Source organism: Isoptericola sp. NPDC019482 (assembly GCF_040632295.1).
Taxonomy (GTDB): Bacteria; Actinomycetota; Actinomycetes; order Actinomycetales; family Cellulomonadaceae; genus Isoptericola.
On sequence record NZ_JBEYBQ010000003.1, the window covers coordinates 1 to 19723 of the forward strand.

Consider the following 19723-nt stretch of genomic DNA (forward strand, 5'->3'; position numbering starts at 1 on the left):
ACCCTCGGCTGGGCAACCCCCGCCGAGAAACTCGCCGAGCTACTCTCGACCACCTGACCAACCCGGTGTTGCGATGACCGGTTGAGACCGCCTACGCCAGACGGCGAGGTAGTACGAGCTCGTACTACCTCGCCGTCTGCGCTACTACCTCGGCGATCGCGGCACTACCTCGCCGCGGCGCGCACTACCTCGTGGTCTCGTGGTCAGCCCTCGAAGGTGACGTCCAGCGTGATCTCGCCGACGCCCGCGAGCGCCTTCGAGACCGGGCAGCCGGCCTTGGCGGCCTCGGCGGCGGCGCGGTACGCGTCGGCGTCGATGCCCTCGGCCGAGCCCACGACGGTGAGCTTGATGGTCGAGATCTCGAACCCGCCGCCGGCGGCCGGGCTCAGCGTGACGTCGGCGGTCACGTCGGTCTTGCCGGGCGTGCCGCCCGCGTTCGCGACCTCGAGCGAGAACGCCATCGCGTAGCAGGACGAGTGCGCCGCGGCGATGAGCTCCTCCGGGCTGGTGACGCCCTGGGCGTCGTCGGCGGCGCGGCGCGGGAACGAGACGTCGAACGCCGCGGCGCCCGAGCTGGCGAGCTCGACCCGGCCGGAGCCCTGCTGGATGTCGCCGTTCCAGGCGGTGCGTGCGGTACGGGTGGGCATAGGAGTTCTCCTTCGTGCTCCGGGACAGGTCACGACGACCGTAACCCGCCCCCGTGCCCCACGTCAGGGACCGCCCGCGTGGTGGCGGTCACGTCACGCACCGTTCACCGACTCGTTCACCAGCCGGTTCACCGAGGGGCCGAGAAGTCCATCGCGTCCTCGGCGACGGCGACGACGGACCAGGCGTTGCCGTCGGCGTCGGAAAGCTCGTACGCGGGGACGAGCACGACCGAGCCGTCGTCCTGCGTCTGCTGCGCCAGGCCGAGCCGGGCGTCGGTGATCTCGACGTCGGAGACCGGCCAGTCCACCGCGTCGCCGGCGGCGGGCGGGGCGGGAGGCGCCGTGGGTTCGGTCCCGTCCTCCTCGGACGCGGCCCACATCGCCTCCTCGTCGGCGTACGCGACCGGCCAGGCGGAGCCGGAGAACCGCGGGTCGCCCAGGCGTTGCACGGCCTCGGCCGGGCTGATCACCGGGTACTCGCCGAGGTCCTCCGTGGTGGCGAGGAAGCCGTCGAGCCAGGCGACGCCCTCCTCCCCGACGGTGGCGCTCCACTGCGCGCCGGTGCGGCTGCCGTCGACCACCTGGTAGGCGGTGACCCAGCGGCTGGGGTCGCCGTCGGTCTTCTCGCCCACCTCGATCTCGAACGTGCCGGGGTCCACGCCGAGGCTCCGCATGACGTCGACCATCATCCGGCGCGCCTCACGGTCGGAGACCGTCGACGTGCCCGCCTCCTCGCAGGCGACGTCGTCGCCGCTGCCCTCCTGGACGACGCGCCCCTCGGCGTCGGTGCACCGCCACGGGTCGTGGTTCGGGTCGCTGAAGCCGAACGTGGCGCTGCCGTCGGCGGACACCCAGACGTGCGGGCCGCTGCCGTCCTGGGGACCCACGGACCAGCCGTACTCCCACCGCGGCTTCCCCTCGACCCCGAGCGTCTCCGCGAGCCGCGCGGCCCCCTCGCGGGTGGCCACGCCCGTCGCGTCGAACGCGAACGCCGACGCCGCCCCGCCCTCGGTGGACAACCCGTCCGCGTGGAACAGGGCCCGCCCGGAGGTGGCCCAGCTCGGCATGGTGGAGGCGCTGTCCGACGACCCGGCGCCGTCGCTCGCGCCCGCGCTGTCCTCGGCGGCCCCCATCTCCGCGCTACCCGCCGCGGCCTGGTCCCCGGCTGCCCCGGCGCCCCGGCCCCCGCTGCTCAGCACGACCGGGGCGTCGGCGGCGGCGGCCGCGTCCCCGGCGCCCGCTGTCGCCGACCCGCCGAGGGCGTACCCGCCCACGCCCACCGCCGCGAGCACCACGACGCCCGCGGCGGCCAGCCACGGCGTGCGGCGCCGACCGCGGCGGGCCGCGAGCTCGTCGTCGGCGCGGTCCTCGACTCCGGGCCCGTCGTCCCCCTCGGCAGCGGTCGCGCCGCCGTCCGCGGCCAACCGGGCGTCGACCTTCGCCCGCAGCACCGCACCGGACGCCCCGAACCCAGCGGCCGGGTCCGCCGCCCGTAGGTGGGCGAACGCCTCGTCGGCACGATCGTCACGGTCGTCGCGCGGCACGCCCGGAGCGGCGGACGCCCCCCGCGGTGCGTCGTCGCGCCCCACGCCCCGGCCCTCGTCCCGGCCCTCGTCCCGGCTCATGGTGTCCTCCCGGCCCCGCGGCCCGCCGGCACGGCGGGCGTCTCGCACCCCGTCTGTGTCGTCATCGCGCGCCCGCTTGCGCCGGGGCGTCGTCCTCGCCCGCGCCGTCGCCGGCCTCGTCGCCGGTCTCGGCCTCGGCGTCCCACGCGACGCGCAGCCGCGCCCGGGCGCGGGACAGCGCGGCGTCCGCCCCGCCGCGGGAGACGCCGAGCACCTCCGCCAGCTCCGCGCCGCCCAGCCCCTCCCACGCGACCAGGAGGAGCACCTGTCGGTCGCGCGGCGAGAGCCGCGCGAGGACCGCGCGCACGCGGTCGTCGTCGACGGCGAGGGTCGCCGGGTCGACGTCGTCGGGCACCTCCGGCACCACGGCGACGGGCGTCGGCCGGGCCTTGCGCCGGTGGTTGGCCAGGACGAAGCCGGCCGTCCGGTACAGCCAGGGCAGCTCCGCGCCCCGCGGCACGTCCGCCCGACGACGCCACGCGGTGGCCAGCACGTCCGCGGCCAAGTCCTCCGCGTCCCCGCCGCCCGCCGGCAGTCGGCGCACGAGGTAGCGGTGCACGGCACGGGCGTGCGATGCGAAGAGGTCGTCGAACCACGCCGCGTCGTCGTCGACGCGCGCCGTCTCGTGCGGGTCCACCGGGCCTCCTGCGGTCCTGGGCGCGCGAGGGCGCGCGCCACCCCTCGACGCAGACTGTGTCGTCGGACGCCGCCGTCTTGCACCCGTGCGCGCCGACATCACCCGCAGATTCATCCCTCCGGTCGGCCCGCGGGGACCTACCGTGCGGGCATGACCGTCGACACGGGCGCCGCGCCCGCCAGCACCACCCCCACCGCGGCACCGCGCCGTCGACGACCGTGGCGGTGGGTGCTCCTCGCCATGCTCGCGGTCCTGCTGGTCGTCGCGGTCTGCGCCGTGCTGCTGGTCCGCGACGCGCTGGCCGCCCGGGGCGCCCTCACCCGCGCCGCCGCCCAGGTGCCCGCCGTGGCCGAGGAGCTGCGCGCCGGCGCCCGGTCCGCAGCGGACGGGGAGACGTCCGCGACGCTCGCCTCCTCCCCCGCCCTCGCCGAGCTGCGCCGGCAGACCACGGTCGCGCGCGAGGCCACCGACGGTCCCCTGTGGTGGCTGGCCGCCCGCGCGCCCGTGATCGGCCCGTCGGCCGGGGCGACGGCCGACGTCGCCGTCGTGCTCGACGACGTGACCGACGACGTCCTGCCCGCCCTGGCGGACCTGGCCGACGCCGTGGCCGCCACGGGCCGCACCCCGGACGGGGGCCTCGACCTCGCGCCGCTGCGGTCCGCCGCCCCGGGGATGGCGGCGGCACAGGCGTCGGTGGACGCGTCGCGCGCCCGGCTCGACGCCGTCGACCCCGACACGCTCCTGCCCCAGCTCGCCGCCCCCGTGGCGACGCTGCGCGACCGCGTCGACGAGATCGCGGGCGCGGTCGCCACCGGCGACCGTGCGGCCGCGCTCGGCCCGGCGATGCTCGGCGCGGACGGCCCGCGCACGTACCTCGTGCTGAGCATGAGCAGCGCGGAGCTGCGCCAGGGCGGCGGGATCCCCGGCGCGCTCATCCTGCTGCGGGTCGACGCCGGGCGGATCGAGGTGGTGCGGCAGGTCGCGTCGTCGCAGGTCGGCCCGTTCCGCTCCCCGGTCCTCCCGCTGTCCGACGACGACCACGCCGCGTACACGGCCCGGCTCGGCACGTTCGTGCAGGACGTGACCGCCACGCCCGACTTCCCGACGTCGGCCGCGCTGGCCGCCGAGATGTGGGCCCGCGCCCAGGGCGAGCAGGTGGACGGCGTCCTCGCCACCGACCCCGTCGCGCTCGCCCAGCTCCTCGCCGAGACGGGCCCCGTCCAGGTGCCCGTGTCGCGGCCGGTGGCCGCCGCCCTGGGCCGCGACACGGTCGAGCTGACCTCCGAGAACGCCGTCGACGTCCTGCTGCGGCGCGTCTACGACGTGCTGGACCCCGAGACCGCCGACCTGTTCTTCGCCGACGCCGCCGCCGCGGTCCTCGGCCGGGCGACGTCCCCCGACGTCGCGCCATCCGCGCTGCTCGCCGGCCTGCAGCGTGCCGCCGGGGAGCACCGCGTCCGGGTCTGGTCCGCCGACCCGGCCGAGGAGGCCCGGCTGGAGGGCACGCTGATCGCCGGGTCGTACGCCGCCGCCCCGCGCGCCGCGGACGCCGTCGGCGTGTTCCTCGACGACCACGTGGCCGGGAAGATGTCGGCCTACCTCGACTCGTCGCTGCACGTCGTGGGCAGCGAGTGCACCGCGAACGGCCGGGTGGACGCGCTCGAGCTGACCCTCGCCTCGACGGCCCCCGCCGACGCCGCCACGTCCCTGCCCGCGTACGTCGCCGGGCTGCCCGGCCGGACGCACCCGCCGGGCACGCTCAGCCTCGCGGTCACGGTGTCGGGTCCGCGCGGCGGCGAGGCGCCGCGCGTCGAGCGGGACGGGGCCGCCGTCGGCGGCGACGCCCGTACCACGCACGGGCGACCCACCCAGACGGTCACCGTGGTCCTCGCCCCGGGCGAGGCCACCACGCTTCGGCTGGTCGTCCCCGCGGCGGCGACCGACGGACCGGGAGGCACGCCCGACGGCCGGCTCGAGGTCTGGTCGACGCCGACGACGACCACGGGCGGGCTGCTCGACGTCGAGGTGCCGACCTGCGGGTGAAGATGCCCCGCGGCCTGCGGTTTCACCCGGGTGAGACGGGGTCCGTGGAACGCCCGCGCGGCTAGCGTGAGGGCCCCGGGCAGCACCCAGGCAGCACGGAGAGCACCGCCCCCGAGGAGTCGAGATGGCCCACGCACGCACCGCCGCCGGCGCCGCCGTCGGCCTGGTCCTGAGCGGCGCGATCGCGGTCGCCGCCGCCGCGCCGGCGCTCGCCGACACCGTGCCGAGCCCCAGCAGCAGCCCGAGCAGCACGGACTACCCGCCGCCCGAGGTCCCCACCCTCACCGCGCAGATCTTCCAGCCCGAGTGCGACGGCGACGTGCCTTACCTGCGCTACGCGGTCACCGCCACGGGCACGGAGAACACCACGGTGACGATCACCTGGCTCAACCCGTCCGGCGACGACGTCGTGCAGTCGGGTCTCCCGATGAGCGGCCGGGTGCTGTGGCCCGGGGCCGTGGTGGACGCGTCGGGCGCCCCGCTCGACTGGCCCGGCTGGCGCCTCGAGGACGGCGTGTGGGTCGAGGGCGACGAGTTCGACTGGGTGCGCCCCTCCGTCGACGTGAAGCTCGAGGTGAACCCCGAGCTCACCATGACCGCCGCCTACCCGCCGTCGTCCCCGAGCTGCGCGACGAACCCGCCCGGCACCGTGCCGCCGGAGGAGCCCGGCGAGCCCACCTCGGGTTCGACCGTCCCGGCCGTCGCGCCCGCGGCCGCACCGCCGTCGTCGGGCTTCCTGCCGCAGACGGGCGCCGGCGTCGCCGGGCTGGTCGCCGCGGCCGCCGCGCTGGTGGCCGCCGGTGGCGTCGCGATCGGCGTCGCGCGCCGGCGTCGTACCGACCACTGATCCTCCGCGGTCCCGTCCCGTCGCTGTGGGCGGGCGGGCCGCGTGCCAGGTCACGACGCGGGGCGCAGTGCGACGACGGTCAGCTCGGCGCGCGAGCTCACCCCGACCTTCCGGAAGACGCGGCCCAGGTGCACCTCGACGGTGCGCACGGAGACGCACAGCCGGTCGGCCACCTGCTTGTTCGCCAGTCCGTCCGCGACGAGGCGCGCGACGTCGAGCTCGCGCGCCGTGAGCACGTCCGCCCAGCGCGCCCAGACGTCCGCGAGCCCGTCGGGGGCGCCCCGGAACGTGCGCACCGCGCTCACGACCAGCGACGGCACCGCCTCCGGGCGCGGGTACCCGAGGTCGCGGCAGGCGGCGACGGCGGCCGCGACCGGTTCCGGGCCGACGGCGCGCAGCCCGGCGGCCAGGGCGTCGGGCCCGCCCGTGCGGCGGGCGACCTCCGCCGCGAGCCCGCCGACGACGTGCGACACGGGCAGCCGCGCGGCAGCGTCGTCGAGCACGCGGGCGGCCTGATCGGCGTCGCCGCCGCGCAGGAGCACCAGCGCCTGCACCACCCGCAGGTGCGCCTCCGCCAGCGGGGACAGGCCGTCCGTCCCGGTCCACGCGGCCGTCTCCCGGTACGGCACCGCGGTGACGACGGCCCGCGCGAGCACCTCGTCCGCGTCGCGCGGGTAGCGGTCGAGGCGGGCCAGGGCCTCGACGACGGCGGCCAGCACGGCGCGGTCCGCCGGCGTCGCCGTGGCGCGCGCGACCGGCACCACGAGTCGCGCGAGCCGGACCCCCGGCGGGTCCTCGTCGTCGGCGGTCCCGGCGTGCTCGACGGGCTCCGCGCCGGTCAGGGCGAGCACCGCGTCGCGGGCCCGCTCCGCGTCCTCCTGGACGGTCGGGACGCCGGTGCTGGCGACGCGCTCGAGCCACCCGGCCGCGTCGTGCAGGTGTCCGGCGAGCAGGGCGGCACGGCCCGCGAGGAGGAACGCCCGCGCCCGCACCTCGCCGGTGCCGTGGCTCGCGGCCTCGCGTGCGACGGCGTGCGCCGCGACCGCGCACCCCTGGCCCAGCCGCTGCCGGGCGAGGCGCACCAGGCCGTCGGCCAGCGCCGGGTCTCCGGCCAGGGTGGCGAGCGCGGCGTGCCACCGCGCGGCACCGGGCTCCCCCACCCGCTCCAGCTCGCCCGCGAGGGCGGCGTGCACGGCCGTGCGCTCGGTGAGGTCGGCGTCCTCGTGCACGACGGCGCGCAGCCGCGGGTCCGCGACGCGGAACCGGCCGTCGGCGAGCTGGAGGTGCCCGGCCAGGGGTGGCGCGAGCAGTCGTTCGACGGACGCCCCGGTCGCGCCGAGCAGGACGTCGACGCGGTCCAGGACGAGCACCCCGGCGGCGAGGACCAGCCGCCGGTCCTCCGCGTCGAGCGCGGGCCCGTCGAGGGTGGCCGCCCGCACCGCGGGCGTCACCGGGAGCGGGTCGGGCAGCGCGGCGGCGCCGGCGAGCTGGTGGGGCGTGAGCAGACCGAGCGTCTGGGCGAGGGCCTCGGGGTCGGCGCCGACGAGCTCCGAGACCCGTCGCACGACCTGCGGCGCGACCGGTCGCGCCCGCCCGCCGAGCGGGGTCGGCCAGGACGCAGCGGTGTCCCGGTTCGACGTCATCGTCGGCCTCCGTCTCGTGCCGGGCCTCGGTGCTCGGCGGCACCACTCTGCCGTATCGACCCGAGATTCGCGCGAAGACGCAGGTCAGCGATTTGTCAGGTCTCCACCAATATTGTCACGGGACCGTCGTTCACGAGCTCGACGGCCATGTCCGCTCCGAACCTCCCGGTCGCCACCTCGAGCCCCCGTGCTCGCAGGTCGGCGACGACCGCGTCCACCAGCGGCTCCGCCACCGGGCCCGGCGCCGCCGCGTTCCAGGTGGGCCGGCGACCCTTGCGCGCATCCCCGTAGAGGGTGAACTGGCTGACCACCAGCACCGGGGCGCCCGCGTCCGTCACGGAGCGCTCGTCGCGCAGGATCCGCAGCTCGGCGATCTTGCGGGCGACGGTCGCCACCTCGGCGGGGCCGTCGTCGTGCGTCACGCCGACGAGCGCGAGCAGGCCGGGCCGGCCGATCGCGCCCACCACCTCGCCGTCGACCGTGACGGACGCGCTCGTCACGCGCTGCAGCACGGCCCTCATGCGACGTCCGCGTCGAACGCCGGGCGCACGGCGCCGACCGGGGCCCCGCCGCCCAGCACCGGCGTGACGCCGACGGCGTCGAGCGCGGCGGCGTCGGCCCCCGCCACGCTGGCCGCTCCCGCGGCGCGCATCGCGGCGGCGAGGATCGCGGGCCGCGCCCGGTCGCCGCCGTCGAGGATCTTGAAGGCCACTGCCGAGCCGTCGGGCAGGCCCCCCGCGCAGACGCCGTCGGCCCCGATCTTCGCGATCGCGCCGGGCACCGCGGTCATGACCAGCGTGTCCTCGCGCCCGCGGCCCGCGACCATCGCGGGGTGACCGGCCATCGCGCGGGCGACGCGACCGCCGTCGTCGTCCCCGGCCGCACCGGCCGCGGCGAGGCGGCCGAACGCGCGCGCCAGTCCCAGCACGGTGGAGGAGAACAGCGGCGCGCCGCAGCCGTCCACGGTGGCGTGCGGGTCCGCGTCGCCCGTCACCTCGACGACGGCGTCGCGCACCGCACGCTGCAGCGGGTGGTCGAGGTCGAGGTAGGTCGCAGTGTCCCAGCCGGCCGCGACGCAGGTCGCCAGCATCGCGGCGTGCTTGCCCGAGCAGTTCTGCGCGATCTGTTCCGGGCCGTGCCCGGCCGCCTGCCAGGCGAGCGCCTCGGCACGACCGAGCGGCAGGTCGGGGGTGTTGCGCAGCGCGGACTCGTCGAGCCCGGCGCCGGCGAGGATCTCGCGCACCCCGGCGAGGTGCTCCGGCGCGCCGCTGTGGCTGGCCGCCGCGAGCGCCAGGAGGCGGCCGGGCAGGTCGAGGCCGGAGCGCAGCATGGCCAGGGCCTGCAGCGGCTTCACCGAGGAGCGCGGCCAGATCGTCGTCGTCGGGTCGCCCAGGGCGAGCCGCTCCCCACCGTCGGGCCCGAGCACCACGAGGTGTCCCAGGTGCACCGACTCGACGAGGTCGCCGCGCACCACCTCGGCCAGCGGGACCGCGCCCCGCGCCACCGGCGCGACGGGCGCGCGCGAGCCCGGCGTCGTCACCCCGCCCACGTCACCAGCCGCCCGTCGGGCCCTGGGGGCGACGCCCCCCGCCCGTCCCGTACGGCTGGATCCGGGGGCGCACGTCCACCCAGTAGATGATCGCGGGCGTCACGGCGATGACGTTGAAGAACGACCCGGCCGTCATGAGCATCGGCGGCAGCCCGAACAGCCCGATGAGGGCCGCGATGCCGAGGATGATCAGCCAGATGTTCTTCTTCAGCTTCCCCTCGGACACGTAGGCGTTCGCCGGCCGGCGGGCGGCGTCGAGGAACGCGACGAGCTGCACCACGAACACCACGACGGCGAGCACGACGAGCAGGATGTACTGGAAGGATCCGAAGGCGGCGGAGATCACCCGCCCGAGCCTACGGGAGGACGCGGAGGCGCCGGGAGCGGGCGGCGCCCGCGACGTGCTCGTCCCACGCGGCGACGAGGCTGTCCTCGTGCGCGACGGCGAGCGCGCTGGCCACGTGCAGGGCGTCGGCACCGCGCAGCGGGACCGGGCACGACGCGACCAGCTCGGCGGCACGCGCTGAGACGTCGGGCGTCACCTCGAGGGTGTGCAGGCCGGCGCTCAGCTCGTCCCAGAGCGCGGTTCCCCGACGGCGCGCCAGCGGGTCGAGCACGCCCGCCCGCTCGCCGGCGGCGAGCGCCGCCCGCACCTCGGCGTCGGCGATGCGCGACGAGACGACGACGTCGGCGCGGTTCCACAGCGCGCTCGCCAGCGCCGAGCCGGGCTCGGGCACGCACAGCTTCACCAGCGCGCTGGCGTCGAAGTAGACGAGGGCCATCCTGCTCCGTTCTCCGTGACGGCGGTCGGGCGGGTCGAGAACGGCGTCAGCGCCGGATGCGCCGCACCAGGTCGGACATGCGCGACGCCGGACGGGCGGCGGGGCGCGGGGCCGGGCGCGCGACGGCGGCGTCGTCGTCGGGCACCACGTGCACGGGCCGCTCCGTCGCGGCGGGGGTGAGCAGGCCGTCGCGCACCAGCCCGGCGACGAGGTCCGCCGTCTGCACCCCCGACAGGCGGGCGACCGGCACCCCGCGCTCGGTGATGACGACCTCCTCGCCCGCCCGCGCCTTCTCGATCCACGACTTGAGCTCGGCGCGCAGCGCGCTCACGGAGACCTCCATGACCGACGACCGTACCGCCCGCAGCCCGGTGCCGAACAGGCCGCCCGCGCCGAGGTGGTCCGAAACCTGCCGAGGTAGTCCGAGAATCGCCGAGGTAGTTCGTGACACTGCGTCACGAGCTACCTCGGCAGGTTTCGGACCACCTCGGCGTCAGATCGCGCGGCGGTAGGCGCGGAACGCCGACGACGCGAGCGCGCCCAGCACGGCGACGGCGGCGGCGAGCAGGCCCAGGTGCAGCCACACGGTGCCGGGGTCGGCGAAGCCCTGCAGGGCGTCACGCGCGACGACGACCGCCCAGTCGAACGGGTTGTACCGCGCGGCGGTGGCGATCCAGTCCGGTGCGAGGGCGGGGTCCATCACCGCCGAGGACAGGAACATCAGCGGGATCGTCAGCAGCTGGGAGACGCCGATGAGCGCCTCCTGCTGCCGGGTGAGCAGCGCGACCGCCCCCGACAGCGCCGCGAACAGGCAGCTCAGCAGCGCGACGGCGACCAGCATGACGAGCACGCCGGCCCAGCCGCCCGGGAACCGCGCCCCGCCGAGCCACGCGACGCCCACGACGACCAGTGCCTGCGCGCAGCCGAGCAGCGCGTACCAGGCCATCGACGCGGACAGCAGCGCGCCGCGGCTCGTCGGCGAGGCGAGGAAGCGGTCCATGACGCCGCGGTCCATGTCCTGCACGAACGTGGTGCCGGCCCAGGCCGCGCCGCCCATCGCCGTCATCATCACGACGCCCGGCGTGAGGTACTCGAGGTAGCTGACGTCCGCTCCCCCGGCGAACCCCGGGATCTCGATGACGGACCGGAACAGCTGCCCGAACAGCAGCAGCCAGATCATCGGCTGCAGCAGGTTCATGACCATGAACACGGGGATGCGCACGCCCTGCCGGGCCTGCCGCCCCGTGAGGAGCGCGGCCTGGGTCAGCACGCTCGTGCGGCGGGCCGGGCCGCGCGTCGGACGAGGCGTCGCGGTCGGGTCGATCGTCGCGGTGCTCATGCCGCCACCTCCGTGGCCTCCGTACCGGCGCTGCCGGCGCTGCCGGCGGTCCCGCTCGCGGCCCGGTGGGCCGCCTCCAGGCTGCGGCCGGTGTGCCGCAGGTAGACGTCGTCGAGCGTGGGCCGGGACAGCCCCGCCGTCCGCACGCCCAGGCCCGCGGCGTCGAGCGCCGCGAGGAGGGCCGGGAGCGCGGTGGCCCCGGCGTCGGCGCGCGCCCGCAGAGTGCGCCCGTCGGGGGCGACGTCGACAACGCCGGGCACGCGCCCGGCCACGGACGCGGCGGCCGACGCGGACGCGGCGTCGTCGAGCTCGACCGTGACGCCGTCGCCGCGCAGCTCGTCCTTCAGCGCGCCGGGCGTGCCCGCGGTGACGACGCGGCCCGCGTCCACGATGACGACCTGGTCGGCGAGGCGGTCCGCCTCGTCGAGGTAGTGCGTGGTGAGCAGGATCGTCATGCCGTCACCGGCCGCCATGCGCTCGATCTCGGCCCACATCGCGGCGCGCGCCTCGGGGTCGAGGCCCGTGGTGGGCTCGTCGAGGAACAGCACCTGTGGGCGGTGCACGAGGCCGACGGCGACGTCGAGCTTGCGCGCCATCCCGCCGGACCAGGTCTTCACCAGGCGGTCGGCGGCGTGCGCGACGCCGAACCGCTCGAGCAGCTCGTCCGCCCGCGCCCGGGCGGCGCGGGCGCCGAGGCCCTGCAGCCGGCCGGCCAGCACGAGGTTCTCGCGGCCCGTGCCCATCGGGTCGGTGACGGGGCGCTGCGCGACGTAGCCGATGGCGCGCCGGACGGCGGCCGGGTCGCGCACGACGTCGTGGCCCGCGACGCGCGCGGTGCCGCCGTCCGGGGCGGAGAGCGTCGCGAGGATCTTCACGGTGGTGGACTTGCCGGCCCCGTTCGGGCCGAGCAGGCCCAGCACGCTGCCGGGCGACGCGGAGAGGTCCAGGCCGTCGAGCGCGCGCACGGGGCGGGCGCCACGACCGGATCCTCGTCCGGATGCGTAGGTCTTGGTCAGGCCGGCGACGTCGATCGCGACGTCCGGCGCGGGGTGTGCGGACATGTCTTCTCCTTGCCGGGTGCTGCCCGGCGGTCGGAGGGTCCGGCGCACGCCCTAGAGTGGGGGTGCGTGCAGGGTGCGGTCGTGCACCGGACCCGAGCCACCGGTCCCGGGCGATGGCAGTCGCCCGGGACCGTTCTTCTGCTACTTCTTCTGCTGCTCCTCCGTCGACCGGAAGAGCATCCGGGCGAGGACGAGCATCATCACCGCGAGGGCGACGACGAAGGTCAGCCAGGACCAGGCCCAGCCGACGGTGAGGCCGAGGACGACGAACACGACGAACGCCACCAGCCAGATCACGACCGTGTAGACGCCGAACCGCGCGGCGGCGGCCGGGTCGTGCTCGAAGCGGTCGTAGTGGTGCCCGGTGGCGTGCGCCCGGGCGACGTCCCGCACCCACGCCTTCTTCCGGTTGGTCTGGGTGACGCCGAGCAGGGTGAAGAGCGTGCCGCCGACGACGAACGCTGCGCCCGCGACGACGTACATCCACGCGTCGAAGATGCCGAGGACGGTGAACAGCGCCAGGAGCAGCGCGAGGACCGTGAGGCCGGTGGCGAGGTAGTACCCGCCGGCGCGGCGGGACGGCACCGGGTGGTTGGTGGTCGTCTCCTGCGAGAGCGAGAGCCCGACGACGAACCCGGCCGCGCTGGCCGCCGTCAGCAGCAGCGCGGCGACGACGTAGCCCGGCAGGGCGACGACGCCGAGGGGCGTCAGCAGGCACATGGCGACGAGGGCGACGAGCACGACCGACGCGAGCACGACGCCGAGCACGAAGCGCGGCGTGGGCCGGACGCGGTGCTGCTGGGCGGCCACGAATGCTTCCTGCAGCGCGGTGCGGGGCGCGCCGCCGGTCTCGGCCGCGACGTCCGCCTGCGCATCGGCGACGATCGCGCGGACGTCGCCCAGCTCGTCGAACGCGCGCCGGGCGGCATGGTCGGGCGTCGCGCCCTCGGCCTGCAGCTCGGCGGCCCGGGCCTCGAGGTTCGCCCGGATCTCCTCCTTGAGGTCCTGGACCTCGGGGGACGGCTCGACGCCCGCGAACGCGTCGTCGAGGAGGCGGTGGACGGTGGTCATCGGGGGGTGTCCTTGTCTGTGCTGGTGCCCGTGCTGGTGCCGGTGCTCAGGAGGGAGTCGACGACGTCGCGGGTGGCGACCCACGCGGCGACGTTGCTCCGGAACACGGCCCGCCCGGCGTCCGTGATCCGGTAGTACTTGCGGCGCCCGCCCTGGGACTCGTCGCCCCAGTAGGCCTCGACCAGGCCGTCCTTGGTCAGCCGGCGGTACGTCGCGTAGAGCGTGGCCTCCTTGATCTCGTGCGCACCGCCCGTGGCGTCGCGGATCGTCTTGTAGATCTCGAAGCCGTAGCGGTCCCCGCGACGCAGCGTCGCGAGCACGATCGTGTCGGTGTGACCACGCAGCAGGTCGGCGGAGAACGCGTCGTCCGCCGTCGAAGATTCAGCTCGCTGCATCACGAAAGGTACTGTATCTCATCAACTACTCGACGACAACAGGTGCTGCATGTGCACCACATCCCACCGAGGGAGCACCCAGGCTGCCGAGGTAGTCCCGGGACTGCCGAGGTAGTACGCGATCCGCCGAGGTAGTCCCCGGACTGCCGAGGTAGTACGCGATCCGCCGAGGTAGTCCCGCCCTCGCCGAGGTCGTACGCGATCCTCCGAGGTAGTTCGCCGCGCCCTCCGGCGAAGACCGTGCGAGCCTGCGAAGCGGAACACCTGCTCATTGCGCGGACGCCGTCGTCCGCCCGACCGAAAGGGCATGCGATGGCCGCCGCACCGAGCGCACCACCCACCGAGCCGGAGGCCCTGCCGCAGCGCAGGGTGCTCGCGATCTTCGGCGGGCTCATGCTCGCGATGCTCCTGTCCGCGCTCGACCAGACCATCGTCGCGACGGCGCTGCCCACGATCGTGTCCGACCTCGGCGGCGCGGAGCACCTGTCGTGGGTCGTGACGGCGTACATGCTGGCGAGCACGGCCACGACGGTGCTGTGGGGCAAGCTCGGCGATCTCTACGGTCGCAAGGCGCTGTTCCTCGCGTGCATCGTCATCTTCCTCGTCGGGTCGATCCTGTCGGGCACGTCCCAGACGATGGGACAGCTCATCGCGTGGCGTGCCGTGCAGGGCGTGGGCGGCGGCGGCCTCATGGTGCTGTCGCAGGCGATCATCGGCGACGTCGTCCCGCCCCGGGAGCGCGGCAAGTACCAGGGCTTCTTCGGCGCCGTCTTCGGCGTCTCCTCCGTCGCGGGCCCGCTGCTCGGCGGCTTCTTCGTGGACAACCTCGACTGGCGCTGGGTCTTCTACATCAACATCCCCATCGGGATCATCGCCATGCTCGTCGTGGCGTCCGTGCTGCCGCACATCGAAGCCGGCAAGAAGCCCCGCATCGACTACGCGGGCATCATCCTGCTGGGCCTGATCTCCACGTCGGTCGTGCTGGTCACCAGCCTGGGCGGCACCACCTGGGAGTGGGCGTCCTGGCCGGTCTACGGGATGATCGCGCTCGCCGTCGCCTCGCTCGTCGCGTTCGTCGTCGTCGAGCGGCGCGCCCCTGAGCCCGTGCTCCCCCTGCACCTGTTCCGCAGCAAGGTGTTCTCCGTGGCTGCGGTCGTCGGGTTCGTCGTCGGCTTCGCGATGTTCGGCGCGATCACCTACCTGCCGCTGTACCTGCAGACGGTCAAGGGCTCCACCCCCACCGAGTCCGGGCTCGAGATGACGCCGATGATGCTCGGCATGCTGCTCACGTCCATCGGGTCCGGGCAGCTCATCTCCCGCACCGGGCGGTACAAGGTCTACCCGGTCGTCGGGACGGCGGTCACCGCGTGCGGGCTCTACCTGCTGTCACTCATGGACCGCGACACGACGACGCTCCAGGCAGGACTGAGCATGTTCGTCCTCGGCGCCGGGCTGGGCATGGTCACCCAGGTGCTCGTCATCGCCGTGCAGAACGCCGTCAGCTACAAGGACCTCGGCACCGCGACCTCCGGGGCCACGTACTTCCGCACCATCGGCTCCTCGGTGGGGGTCGCCGTCTTCGGCACCATCTTCGCGAACCGGCTCGCCGACGCGCTCGTCACCGGCGTCCCCGCGACGGCGCAGGGCCCGTGCGGTCCCGGGTCGCTCGCCGCGTCCACCCAGGCCCTCGCGCAGTGCCCGCCCGAGGTGCAGGACTGGTTCCTCGACGCGTACGCGAACGCCCTGCACGTCGTCTTCCTGTGGGCGGTGCCGGTCGCGGTGCTCGCGTTCGCGCTCACCTGGCTGCTGCCGGAGGTGGAGCTGCGGACCGCGACGCGCGGCGACGCCGCCACCACCGCCGGGCAGGCGGCCGGCGAGTCGTTCGCGCTGGGCTCCGCCCGGACGTCCCTCGACGAGCTGCGCCTCATCCTGTGGCGCCGCGTCGGCAAGCTGGACCCGCTCAAGGTGTACGAGACGATCGCGCGCGACGACGACCTCACCGCCGAGGAGGCGTGGATGGTCACGCGCGTCTCCCTCAAGCGGAAGCGCTCCGTGCAGCTCATGGCCGAGCGCACGGAGGTATCGCCCGAGACGGTGCGTCGCATCGCGCACGGGTTGGAAGCGCGCGGCCTCGTCGAGGTGGACAGCGACGCGGTCCTCGCCACGCCTGACGGCGACGTCGTGGCCGAGTCGATCCGCGAGGCGGAGCGGCAGCGGCTGCGGCGGTACGTCGCCGAGTGGCCGGGTGGCGACGAGCCCGAGGTCGACGAGCTCGTCGAACAGCTCGCCCACCAGCTCCTCGCCGACGACACGGACGTCGTCGAGCACCGCTGACGGGAACTACCTCGGCAGGTTCGGCACTACCTCGGCAGGTTCGGCCTACCTCGGCGTCACATCTCCGGGAGGGCGTCCCGCGCCTCCTCGGGCGGCAGGCCCGCGGCCTCGAGCAGGTCGACGACGGGCGAGCGCAGCAGCAGCACCAGCGACTGCACCTGCCAGTGCCCCTCGCCCACGGTGCGCGGGTCGACGTCGCGCGCGACGTCGAGGAGCGCGTCGCGCGCCTGCCCCAGGCCGCTGCCCGTCCCGAGCGCCGTCGCGAGGAGCCGCACGCCGTGCCCGAGACGCACGACCAGGTCGGCCACCGGGTCGGCGACCGGGTCGACCTCGGGCGGCGGCGGCAGCCCGCCCGACAGGGGCGCGGCGGTCACCCCGCGACCGCCCTCCGCGCCGAGCTCCCCGAGCGACCGGAGCGTGGCGGGAGCACGCCGGGCGAGCACCCGCACGCTGCGCATCGCCCGGTCGACCAGCACCGCCTGGGCCGTGAGCCGCGTGATCTCCGCCCGGAGCACGCGGTTGACGCTCACACGGGCGATCTCCTCCGACTTCGTCGCCACGTCGTGCCACTCCTCGAGCGACTTCTCCGCCGCGCGTCCGCGGACGAGGGCCGCGGCGAGCTCGTCGGCGTCGCCGTCGCGCAGCCCGAGCGCCACGGACTCGAGCGTCAGGGCCAGCTCACGGGTCGCGCTCTGCGCGAGGTCGCGGATGCGCCGCCGCGGGTCGCCGGGCGTGATGAGCGCGACGAGCAGCGCGACGCCGCCCCCGACCAGGGCGTCCGTCCAGCGCCCGAACGCGCCGTTGGTCGCCACCGACGCCGGCAGCCCGACGACGACGCCCGCCTGGACACCGGCCTGGATCGTCACCAGCGGCCCACGGTCGACGAACCGGGCGAGGAGCGCCGAGATCGCCATCACCAGCGCGATCTGCCACCAGCCCGACCCGATGACGTGCACCATGAGGTCGCCCAGCCCGACGCCGAGGGCCACGCCCGCGGCCACCTCGGCCACCTTGCGGAGCTCACGGTCGAAGCTGAAGCCGAGGCAGACCCACGCGGCCACGGCCGCGAAGAACGGCTGCGTGTGCCCGAGCACGACGACGGCGATCCCGTACGCGACGCCCGCGGCCAGCGCGGCCTGGACGATGGGCCAGAACGCCACCCGGACCCGCCCGATGCCCTGGCGCAGCCGGATGCGCCGGGGCAGCGTGCGCAGCGCGGCGCGCGCCGCGGCGCCCGCGCGGCGGGACATGTCGCCCGCGGGACGGGCCGAGGGCTCGTCGCTCACGGGCGCCCGCTCACAGCAGGCTCTGCGGGGCGTCCGGCCCGCGCGGGGTGAGGCCGCGGGTCAGCGGCCCGTGCGCCTCGGGGCGGTCGGCCGAGACGCCGTCGCCCGGCACCACGACCTCCTGCGCCGCCGCGACCTGCAGCTCCTGCCCGCCGACGTCGCCCATCACGGTGAGCTCGGCGTCCTCGGGCACGGACCGCTTGATCACCGCGAGGGCCACCGGGCCGAGCTCGTGGTGCCGCGCGACCGTGGTCACGGTGCCGACGGCGCGCCCCTCGGGCCCGCCCACCAACACCTGCGCCCCCGCCTCGGGCACCACGTGCTGGGAGCCGTCGAGGTGCAGCATGACCAGGCGCCGCGGCGGGCGGCCCAGGTTGTGCACGCGCGCGATGGTCTCCTGCCCGCGGTAGCAGCCCTTGTGCAGGTGGACGGCGGTGCGCAGCCAGTCGAGCTCGTGCGGCACGCTGCGGTGGTCGACCTCGTGCGCCAGCCGCGGGCGCCACGCCTCGACGCGCAGCGCCTCGGTGGCCCAGGTGCCGGCGAGGCGCCACCCGGCGGCCTCGCGCTCGGCGACGGCGGCCTCCAGGTCGGCGCGCGGCACGAGGACGAGGCGCCACGGACGGTCCAGGCCCGGGTGCTCCGTCTCGGGCGGGCCGTACCGGGTGCCGCCCTGGGCGACGCGCGGCCAGGTGTCCCACCAGGTCACAGGCTCGCCCTCGGCGCCCTCCGCGGCGACGGGCTCGCCCAGCGCGGCGTACTCCGCGGAGAGGTCGGCGATCTCGACCCGCATCATGAACTTCATGCGCTCGAGCCAGGCGGCGAGCGACGCGGCGTGGTCGCCCTCGGTGATCAGCCACGTGGCCTCGCCGTCGTCGACGACGCCCGCCGCGTGCTCCACGTGGCCCTGCGGGGACAGCACGAACAGCTCGGTGGAGGTGCGCGGCGCCAGCGCCTGCACGTCCTGCGAGGTGATCGAGTGCAGCCAGGACAGGCGGTCGGGGCCGGCCACGCGCACGACGCCCAGGTGCGACTGGTCGACGACGGCACCGCCGCGCGCGAGCGCGCGCTGCTCGGCCACCGGGTCGCCGTAGTGCCAGGCCACACCCGCGTCGACGCCGGTGGCGGCCACGGCGCCAGGCCGGGCCAGGAGCGGGGAGTCCACCATCAGTCGCCCTCGACCCGGTCGAGCTGGGCGGAGGCGTACGAGCCGAGCGGGTGCCCGAAGGCGGCGAGCTCCTCGACCCACATCAGGCGCCCCTCGACCAGCCCGTACAGCCGCTTCGCCGCGGTGACCTCGGCGGAGGTCGACGTGCGTGCCACGAAGTCGGTGGCCAGGTCGATGCGGCCGTTGCCCGCGACGCCGAGGAACAGGGACAGGCGGCCCGACGCGTCGGTGACCAGCACCTCGAGCGCGTGCCGGTCGTCCTCCAGCCCCTCCGGCCGGTCGCTGGACACGCGCCAGTACCCGGTCTCCGTCGACCAGACCGTGTCGGGCTCGTCGTCGCCCGGGGCGCCCTCGCCGTCGGCCGCCGCGGCCGAGCGCACGCGCAGCGTGGACTCGAAGCGCAGGTAGGGCCCGCCGTCGTGGTCGAAGACGAGGTCGTGCACGAACGGCGTCTCGTCGATGCCGGTGTACTCGATCACGCCCTCGCCCCGCCAGCGGCCCACGAGCCACGCGAGCGGGTAGACCTCGGGCGCGAGGCCCTCGGGGAAGGCGAAGGGCATCAGCGCTGGCCCTGGAACAGCTTGTAGACGACGTAGCCGGCGAACCAGAGGATCGTGACCGACACGACGACCAGCAGACCGGTGAACACTGCCTCGAGAGCATGGATCGACATGCCGCGATCCTACCCAGGCACCCGCGTCTCGTTCAGCGTGGGTCCCGGCGCGGGGGCACGGCCCTGGGTAAGGTCGCCGCCCATGAGCACCCCCGACGCGACGCACGCACGCTCGCTCGTGATCAAGACCACGTCCGGGACCGACCGGCCCGAGGCCGCGAACCAGGCCCTCACCGTCGCGGCCGCCGCGGTCGCCGCGGGTGCGGGGGTGAGCCTGTGGCTCACCGGGGAGGCCGCGTGGTTCGCCGTCCCCGGGCGCGTGGGGGAGCTGGAGCTCGAGCACGCGGCGCCCGCCGCCGACCTGCTCGACGCCGTCCTCGCCGCCGGCTCGGTCACCCTGTGCACGCAGTGCGCCGCGCGCCGCGACCTCGGGCCCGACGACGTCCTGCCCGGGATCCGCATCGCCGGCGCGGCCGTCTTCGCCGAGGAGGTGCTGCGCCCGGGTGCCCAGGCGCTGGTCTACTGACGCCGCCCGCGCGCCTTTCCCGGTTTCTTCCACAGCGCTCCCGACGGCACTGCGCGCGGCTGTGAGGCGCACCACCCGGTGGTCGGACCCCCTCCCGCCGGGCACCCCCCGTGCCGTAGATTGAACGTTGAAGCATCCGTGTCCTCGCCACGGAGCACCT

The 19723-nt window shown here is 75.8% G+C and carries 20 protein-coding genes; 4 read left to right on the forward strand and 16 right to left on the reverse strand.

What is annotated here, in order from left to right:
- Positions 1 to 203 precede the first annotated feature (203 nt).
- The 3 genes from ABZ493_RS03135 to ABZ493_RS03145 all read right to left on the reverse strand — a co-directional run bounded on the left by ABZ493_RS03135 (position 204) and on the right by ABZ493_RS03145 (position 2909).
- Positions 204 to 647: an OsmC family peroxiredoxin gene (locus tag ABZ493_RS03135; protein ID WP_430580727.1), complete on the reverse strand. Its 444-nt coding sequence runs from the start codon at positions 645 to 647 to the stop codon at positions 204 to 206.
- A gap of 128 nt (positions 648 to 775) precedes the next feature.
- The gene (locus ABZ493_RS03140) at positions 776 to 2272 is read right to left on the reverse strand and encodes a hypothetical protein (RefSeq protein ID WP_430580728.1); all 1497 of its coding nucleotides are present in this window, start codon (positions 2270 to 2272) and stop codon (positions 776 to 778) included.
- Positions 2273 to 2333: 61 nt separating this feature from the next.
- Positions 2334 to 2909, reverse strand: coding sequence for a sigma-70 family RNA polymerase sigma factor (locus tag ABZ493_RS03145; RefSeq protein WP_430580729.1), 576 nt, complete (start codon positions 2907 to 2909; stop codon positions 2334 to 2336).
- A gap of 150 nt (positions 2910 to 3059) precedes the next feature.
- Between ABZ493_RS03145 and ABZ493_RS03150 the strand changes: the two genes are divergently transcribed.
- Both ABZ493_RS03150 and ABZ493_RS03155 read left to right on the forward strand, forming a co-directional pair.
- The gene (locus ABZ493_RS03150) at positions 3060 to 4952 is read left to right on the forward strand and encodes a DUF4012 domain-containing protein (RefSeq protein WP_430580730.1); all 1893 of its coding nucleotides are present in this window, start codon (positions 3060 to 3062) and stop codon (positions 4950 to 4952) included.
- A gap of 124 nt (positions 4953 to 5076) precedes the next feature.
- Positions 5077 to 5799 (forward strand): LPXTG cell wall anchor domain-containing protein, encoded by a 723-nt coding sequence (locus ABZ493_RS03155; protein WP_430580731.1) that lies wholly within the window; start codon positions 5077 to 5079, stop codon positions 5797 to 5799.
- Between the two features lie 50 nt (positions 5800 to 5849).
- On the opposite strand, the gene ABZ493_RS03160 is transcribed toward ABZ493_RS03155, so the two are convergent.
- The 10 genes from ABZ493_RS03160 to ABZ493_RS03205 form a co-directional block, all read right to left on the reverse strand.
- A complete protein-coding gene (locus ABZ493_RS03160) occupies positions 5850 to 7442 on the reverse strand; it encodes a LuxR C-terminal-related transcriptional regulator (protein WP_430580732.1) in 1593 nt (530 codons plus the stop codon).
- Between the two features lie 95 nt (positions 7443 to 7537).
- Positions 7538 to 7963, reverse strand: coding sequence for a D-aminoacyl-tRNA deacylase (dtd, locus tag ABZ493_RS03165; protein ID WP_430580733.1), 426 nt, complete (start codon positions 7961 to 7963; stop codon positions 7538 to 7540).
- Entirely contained in the window at positions 7960 to 8982 is a 1023-nt protein-coding gene (locus tag ABZ493_RS03170) for an asparaginase (protein ID WP_430580734.1), read from the reverse strand. Before ABZ493_RS03170 ends, dtd begins: the two co-directional genes overlap by 4 nt.
- A 10-nt stretch (positions 8983 to 8992) precedes the next feature.
- Entirely contained in the window at positions 8993 to 9337 is a 345-nt protein-coding gene (locus tag ABZ493_RS03175) for a DUF2516 family protein (RefSeq protein WP_429733949.1), read from the reverse strand.
- Between the two features lie 10 nt (positions 9338 to 9347).
- Positions 9348 to 9773: a type II toxin-antitoxin system VapC family toxin gene (locus tag ABZ493_RS03180; RefSeq protein WP_430580735.1), complete on the reverse strand. Its 426-nt coding sequence runs from the start codon at positions 9771 to 9773 to the stop codon at positions 9348 to 9350.
- Between the two features lie 46 nt (positions 9774 to 9819).
- Entirely contained in the window at positions 9820 to 10116 is a 297-nt protein-coding gene (locus ABZ493_RS03185) for a type II toxin-antitoxin system prevent-host-death family antitoxin (RefSeq protein ID WP_430580736.1), read from the reverse strand.
- Between the two features lie 150 nt (positions 10117 to 10266).
- On the reverse strand, positions 10267 to 11112 hold the full coding sequence (locus tag ABZ493_RS03190) for an ABC transporter permease (protein ID WP_430580737.1): 846 nt from the start codon (positions 11110 to 11112) through the stop codon (positions 10267 to 10269).
- Positions 11109 to 12173 (reverse strand): ATP-binding cassette domain-containing protein, encoded by a 1065-nt coding sequence (locus ABZ493_RS03195; RefSeq protein ID WP_430580738.1) that lies wholly within the window; start codon positions 12171 to 12173, stop codon positions 11109 to 11111. The genes ABZ493_RS03190 and ABZ493_RS03195 overlap by 4 nt, the downstream gene beginning before the upstream one ends.
- A 141-nt stretch (positions 12174 to 12314) precedes the next feature.
- Complete coding sequence (locus tag ABZ493_RS03200; RefSeq protein ID WP_430580739.1) at positions 12315 to 13244, reverse strand: permease prefix domain 1-containing protein; 930 nt, start codon at positions 13242 to 13244, stop codon at positions 12315 to 12317.
- On the reverse strand, positions 13241 to 13639 hold the full coding sequence (locus tag ABZ493_RS03205; RefSeq protein WP_430580953.1) for a PadR family transcriptional regulator: 399 nt from the start codon (positions 13637 to 13639) through the stop codon (positions 13241 to 13243). Before ABZ493_RS03205 ends, ABZ493_RS03200 begins: the two co-directional genes overlap by 4 nt.
- A gap of 312 nt (positions 13640 to 13951) precedes the next feature.
- Between ABZ493_RS03205 and ABZ493_RS03210 the strand changes: the two genes are divergently transcribed.
- Positions 13952 to 15973 carry a DHA2 family efflux MFS transporter permease subunit gene (locus ABZ493_RS03210; RefSeq protein WP_430580740.1) on the forward strand — a complete coding sequence of 674 codons (2022 nt, stop codon included), beginning with the start codon at positions 13952 to 13954 and terminating at the stop codon, positions 15971 to 15973.
- A 56-nt stretch (positions 15974 to 16029) separates the two neighbouring features.
- Here ABZ493_RS03210 and ABZ493_RS03215 read toward each other — a convergent pair whose 3' ends face one another.
- Genes ABZ493_RS03215 through ABZ493_RS03225 form a run of 3 tightly spaced genes read right to left on the reverse strand, consistent with a single transcriptional unit; the run spans position 16030 to position 18984 of the window.
- The gene (locus tag ABZ493_RS03215; RefSeq protein WP_430580741.1) at positions 16030 to 17259 is read right to left on the reverse strand and encodes an FUSC family protein; all 1230 of its coding nucleotides are present in this window, start codon (positions 17257 to 17259) and stop codon (positions 16030 to 16032) included.
- A 10-nt stretch (positions 17260 to 17269) separates the two neighbouring features.
- Entirely contained in the window at positions 17270 to 18424 is a 1155-nt protein-coding gene (locus ABZ493_RS03220; protein WP_430580742.1) for a glycine cleavage T C-terminal barrel domain-containing protein, read from the reverse strand.
- Positions 18424 to 18984 (reverse strand): FABP family protein, encoded by a 561-nt coding sequence (locus tag ABZ493_RS03225; protein ID WP_430580743.1) that lies wholly within the window; start codon positions 18982 to 18984, stop codon positions 18424 to 18426. The genes ABZ493_RS03220 and ABZ493_RS03225 overlap by 1 nt, the downstream gene beginning before the upstream one ends.
- A gap of 195 nt (positions 18985 to 19179) precedes the next feature.
- On the opposite strand from ABZ493_RS03225, the gene ABZ493_RS03230 reads away from it, so the two are divergent.
- Complete coding sequence (locus tag ABZ493_RS03230) at positions 19180 to 19563, forward strand: DsrE family protein (protein WP_430580744.1); 384 nt, start codon at positions 19180 to 19182, stop codon at positions 19561 to 19563.
- The last annotated feature ends 160 nt before the right edge of the window (positions 19564 to 19723 follow it).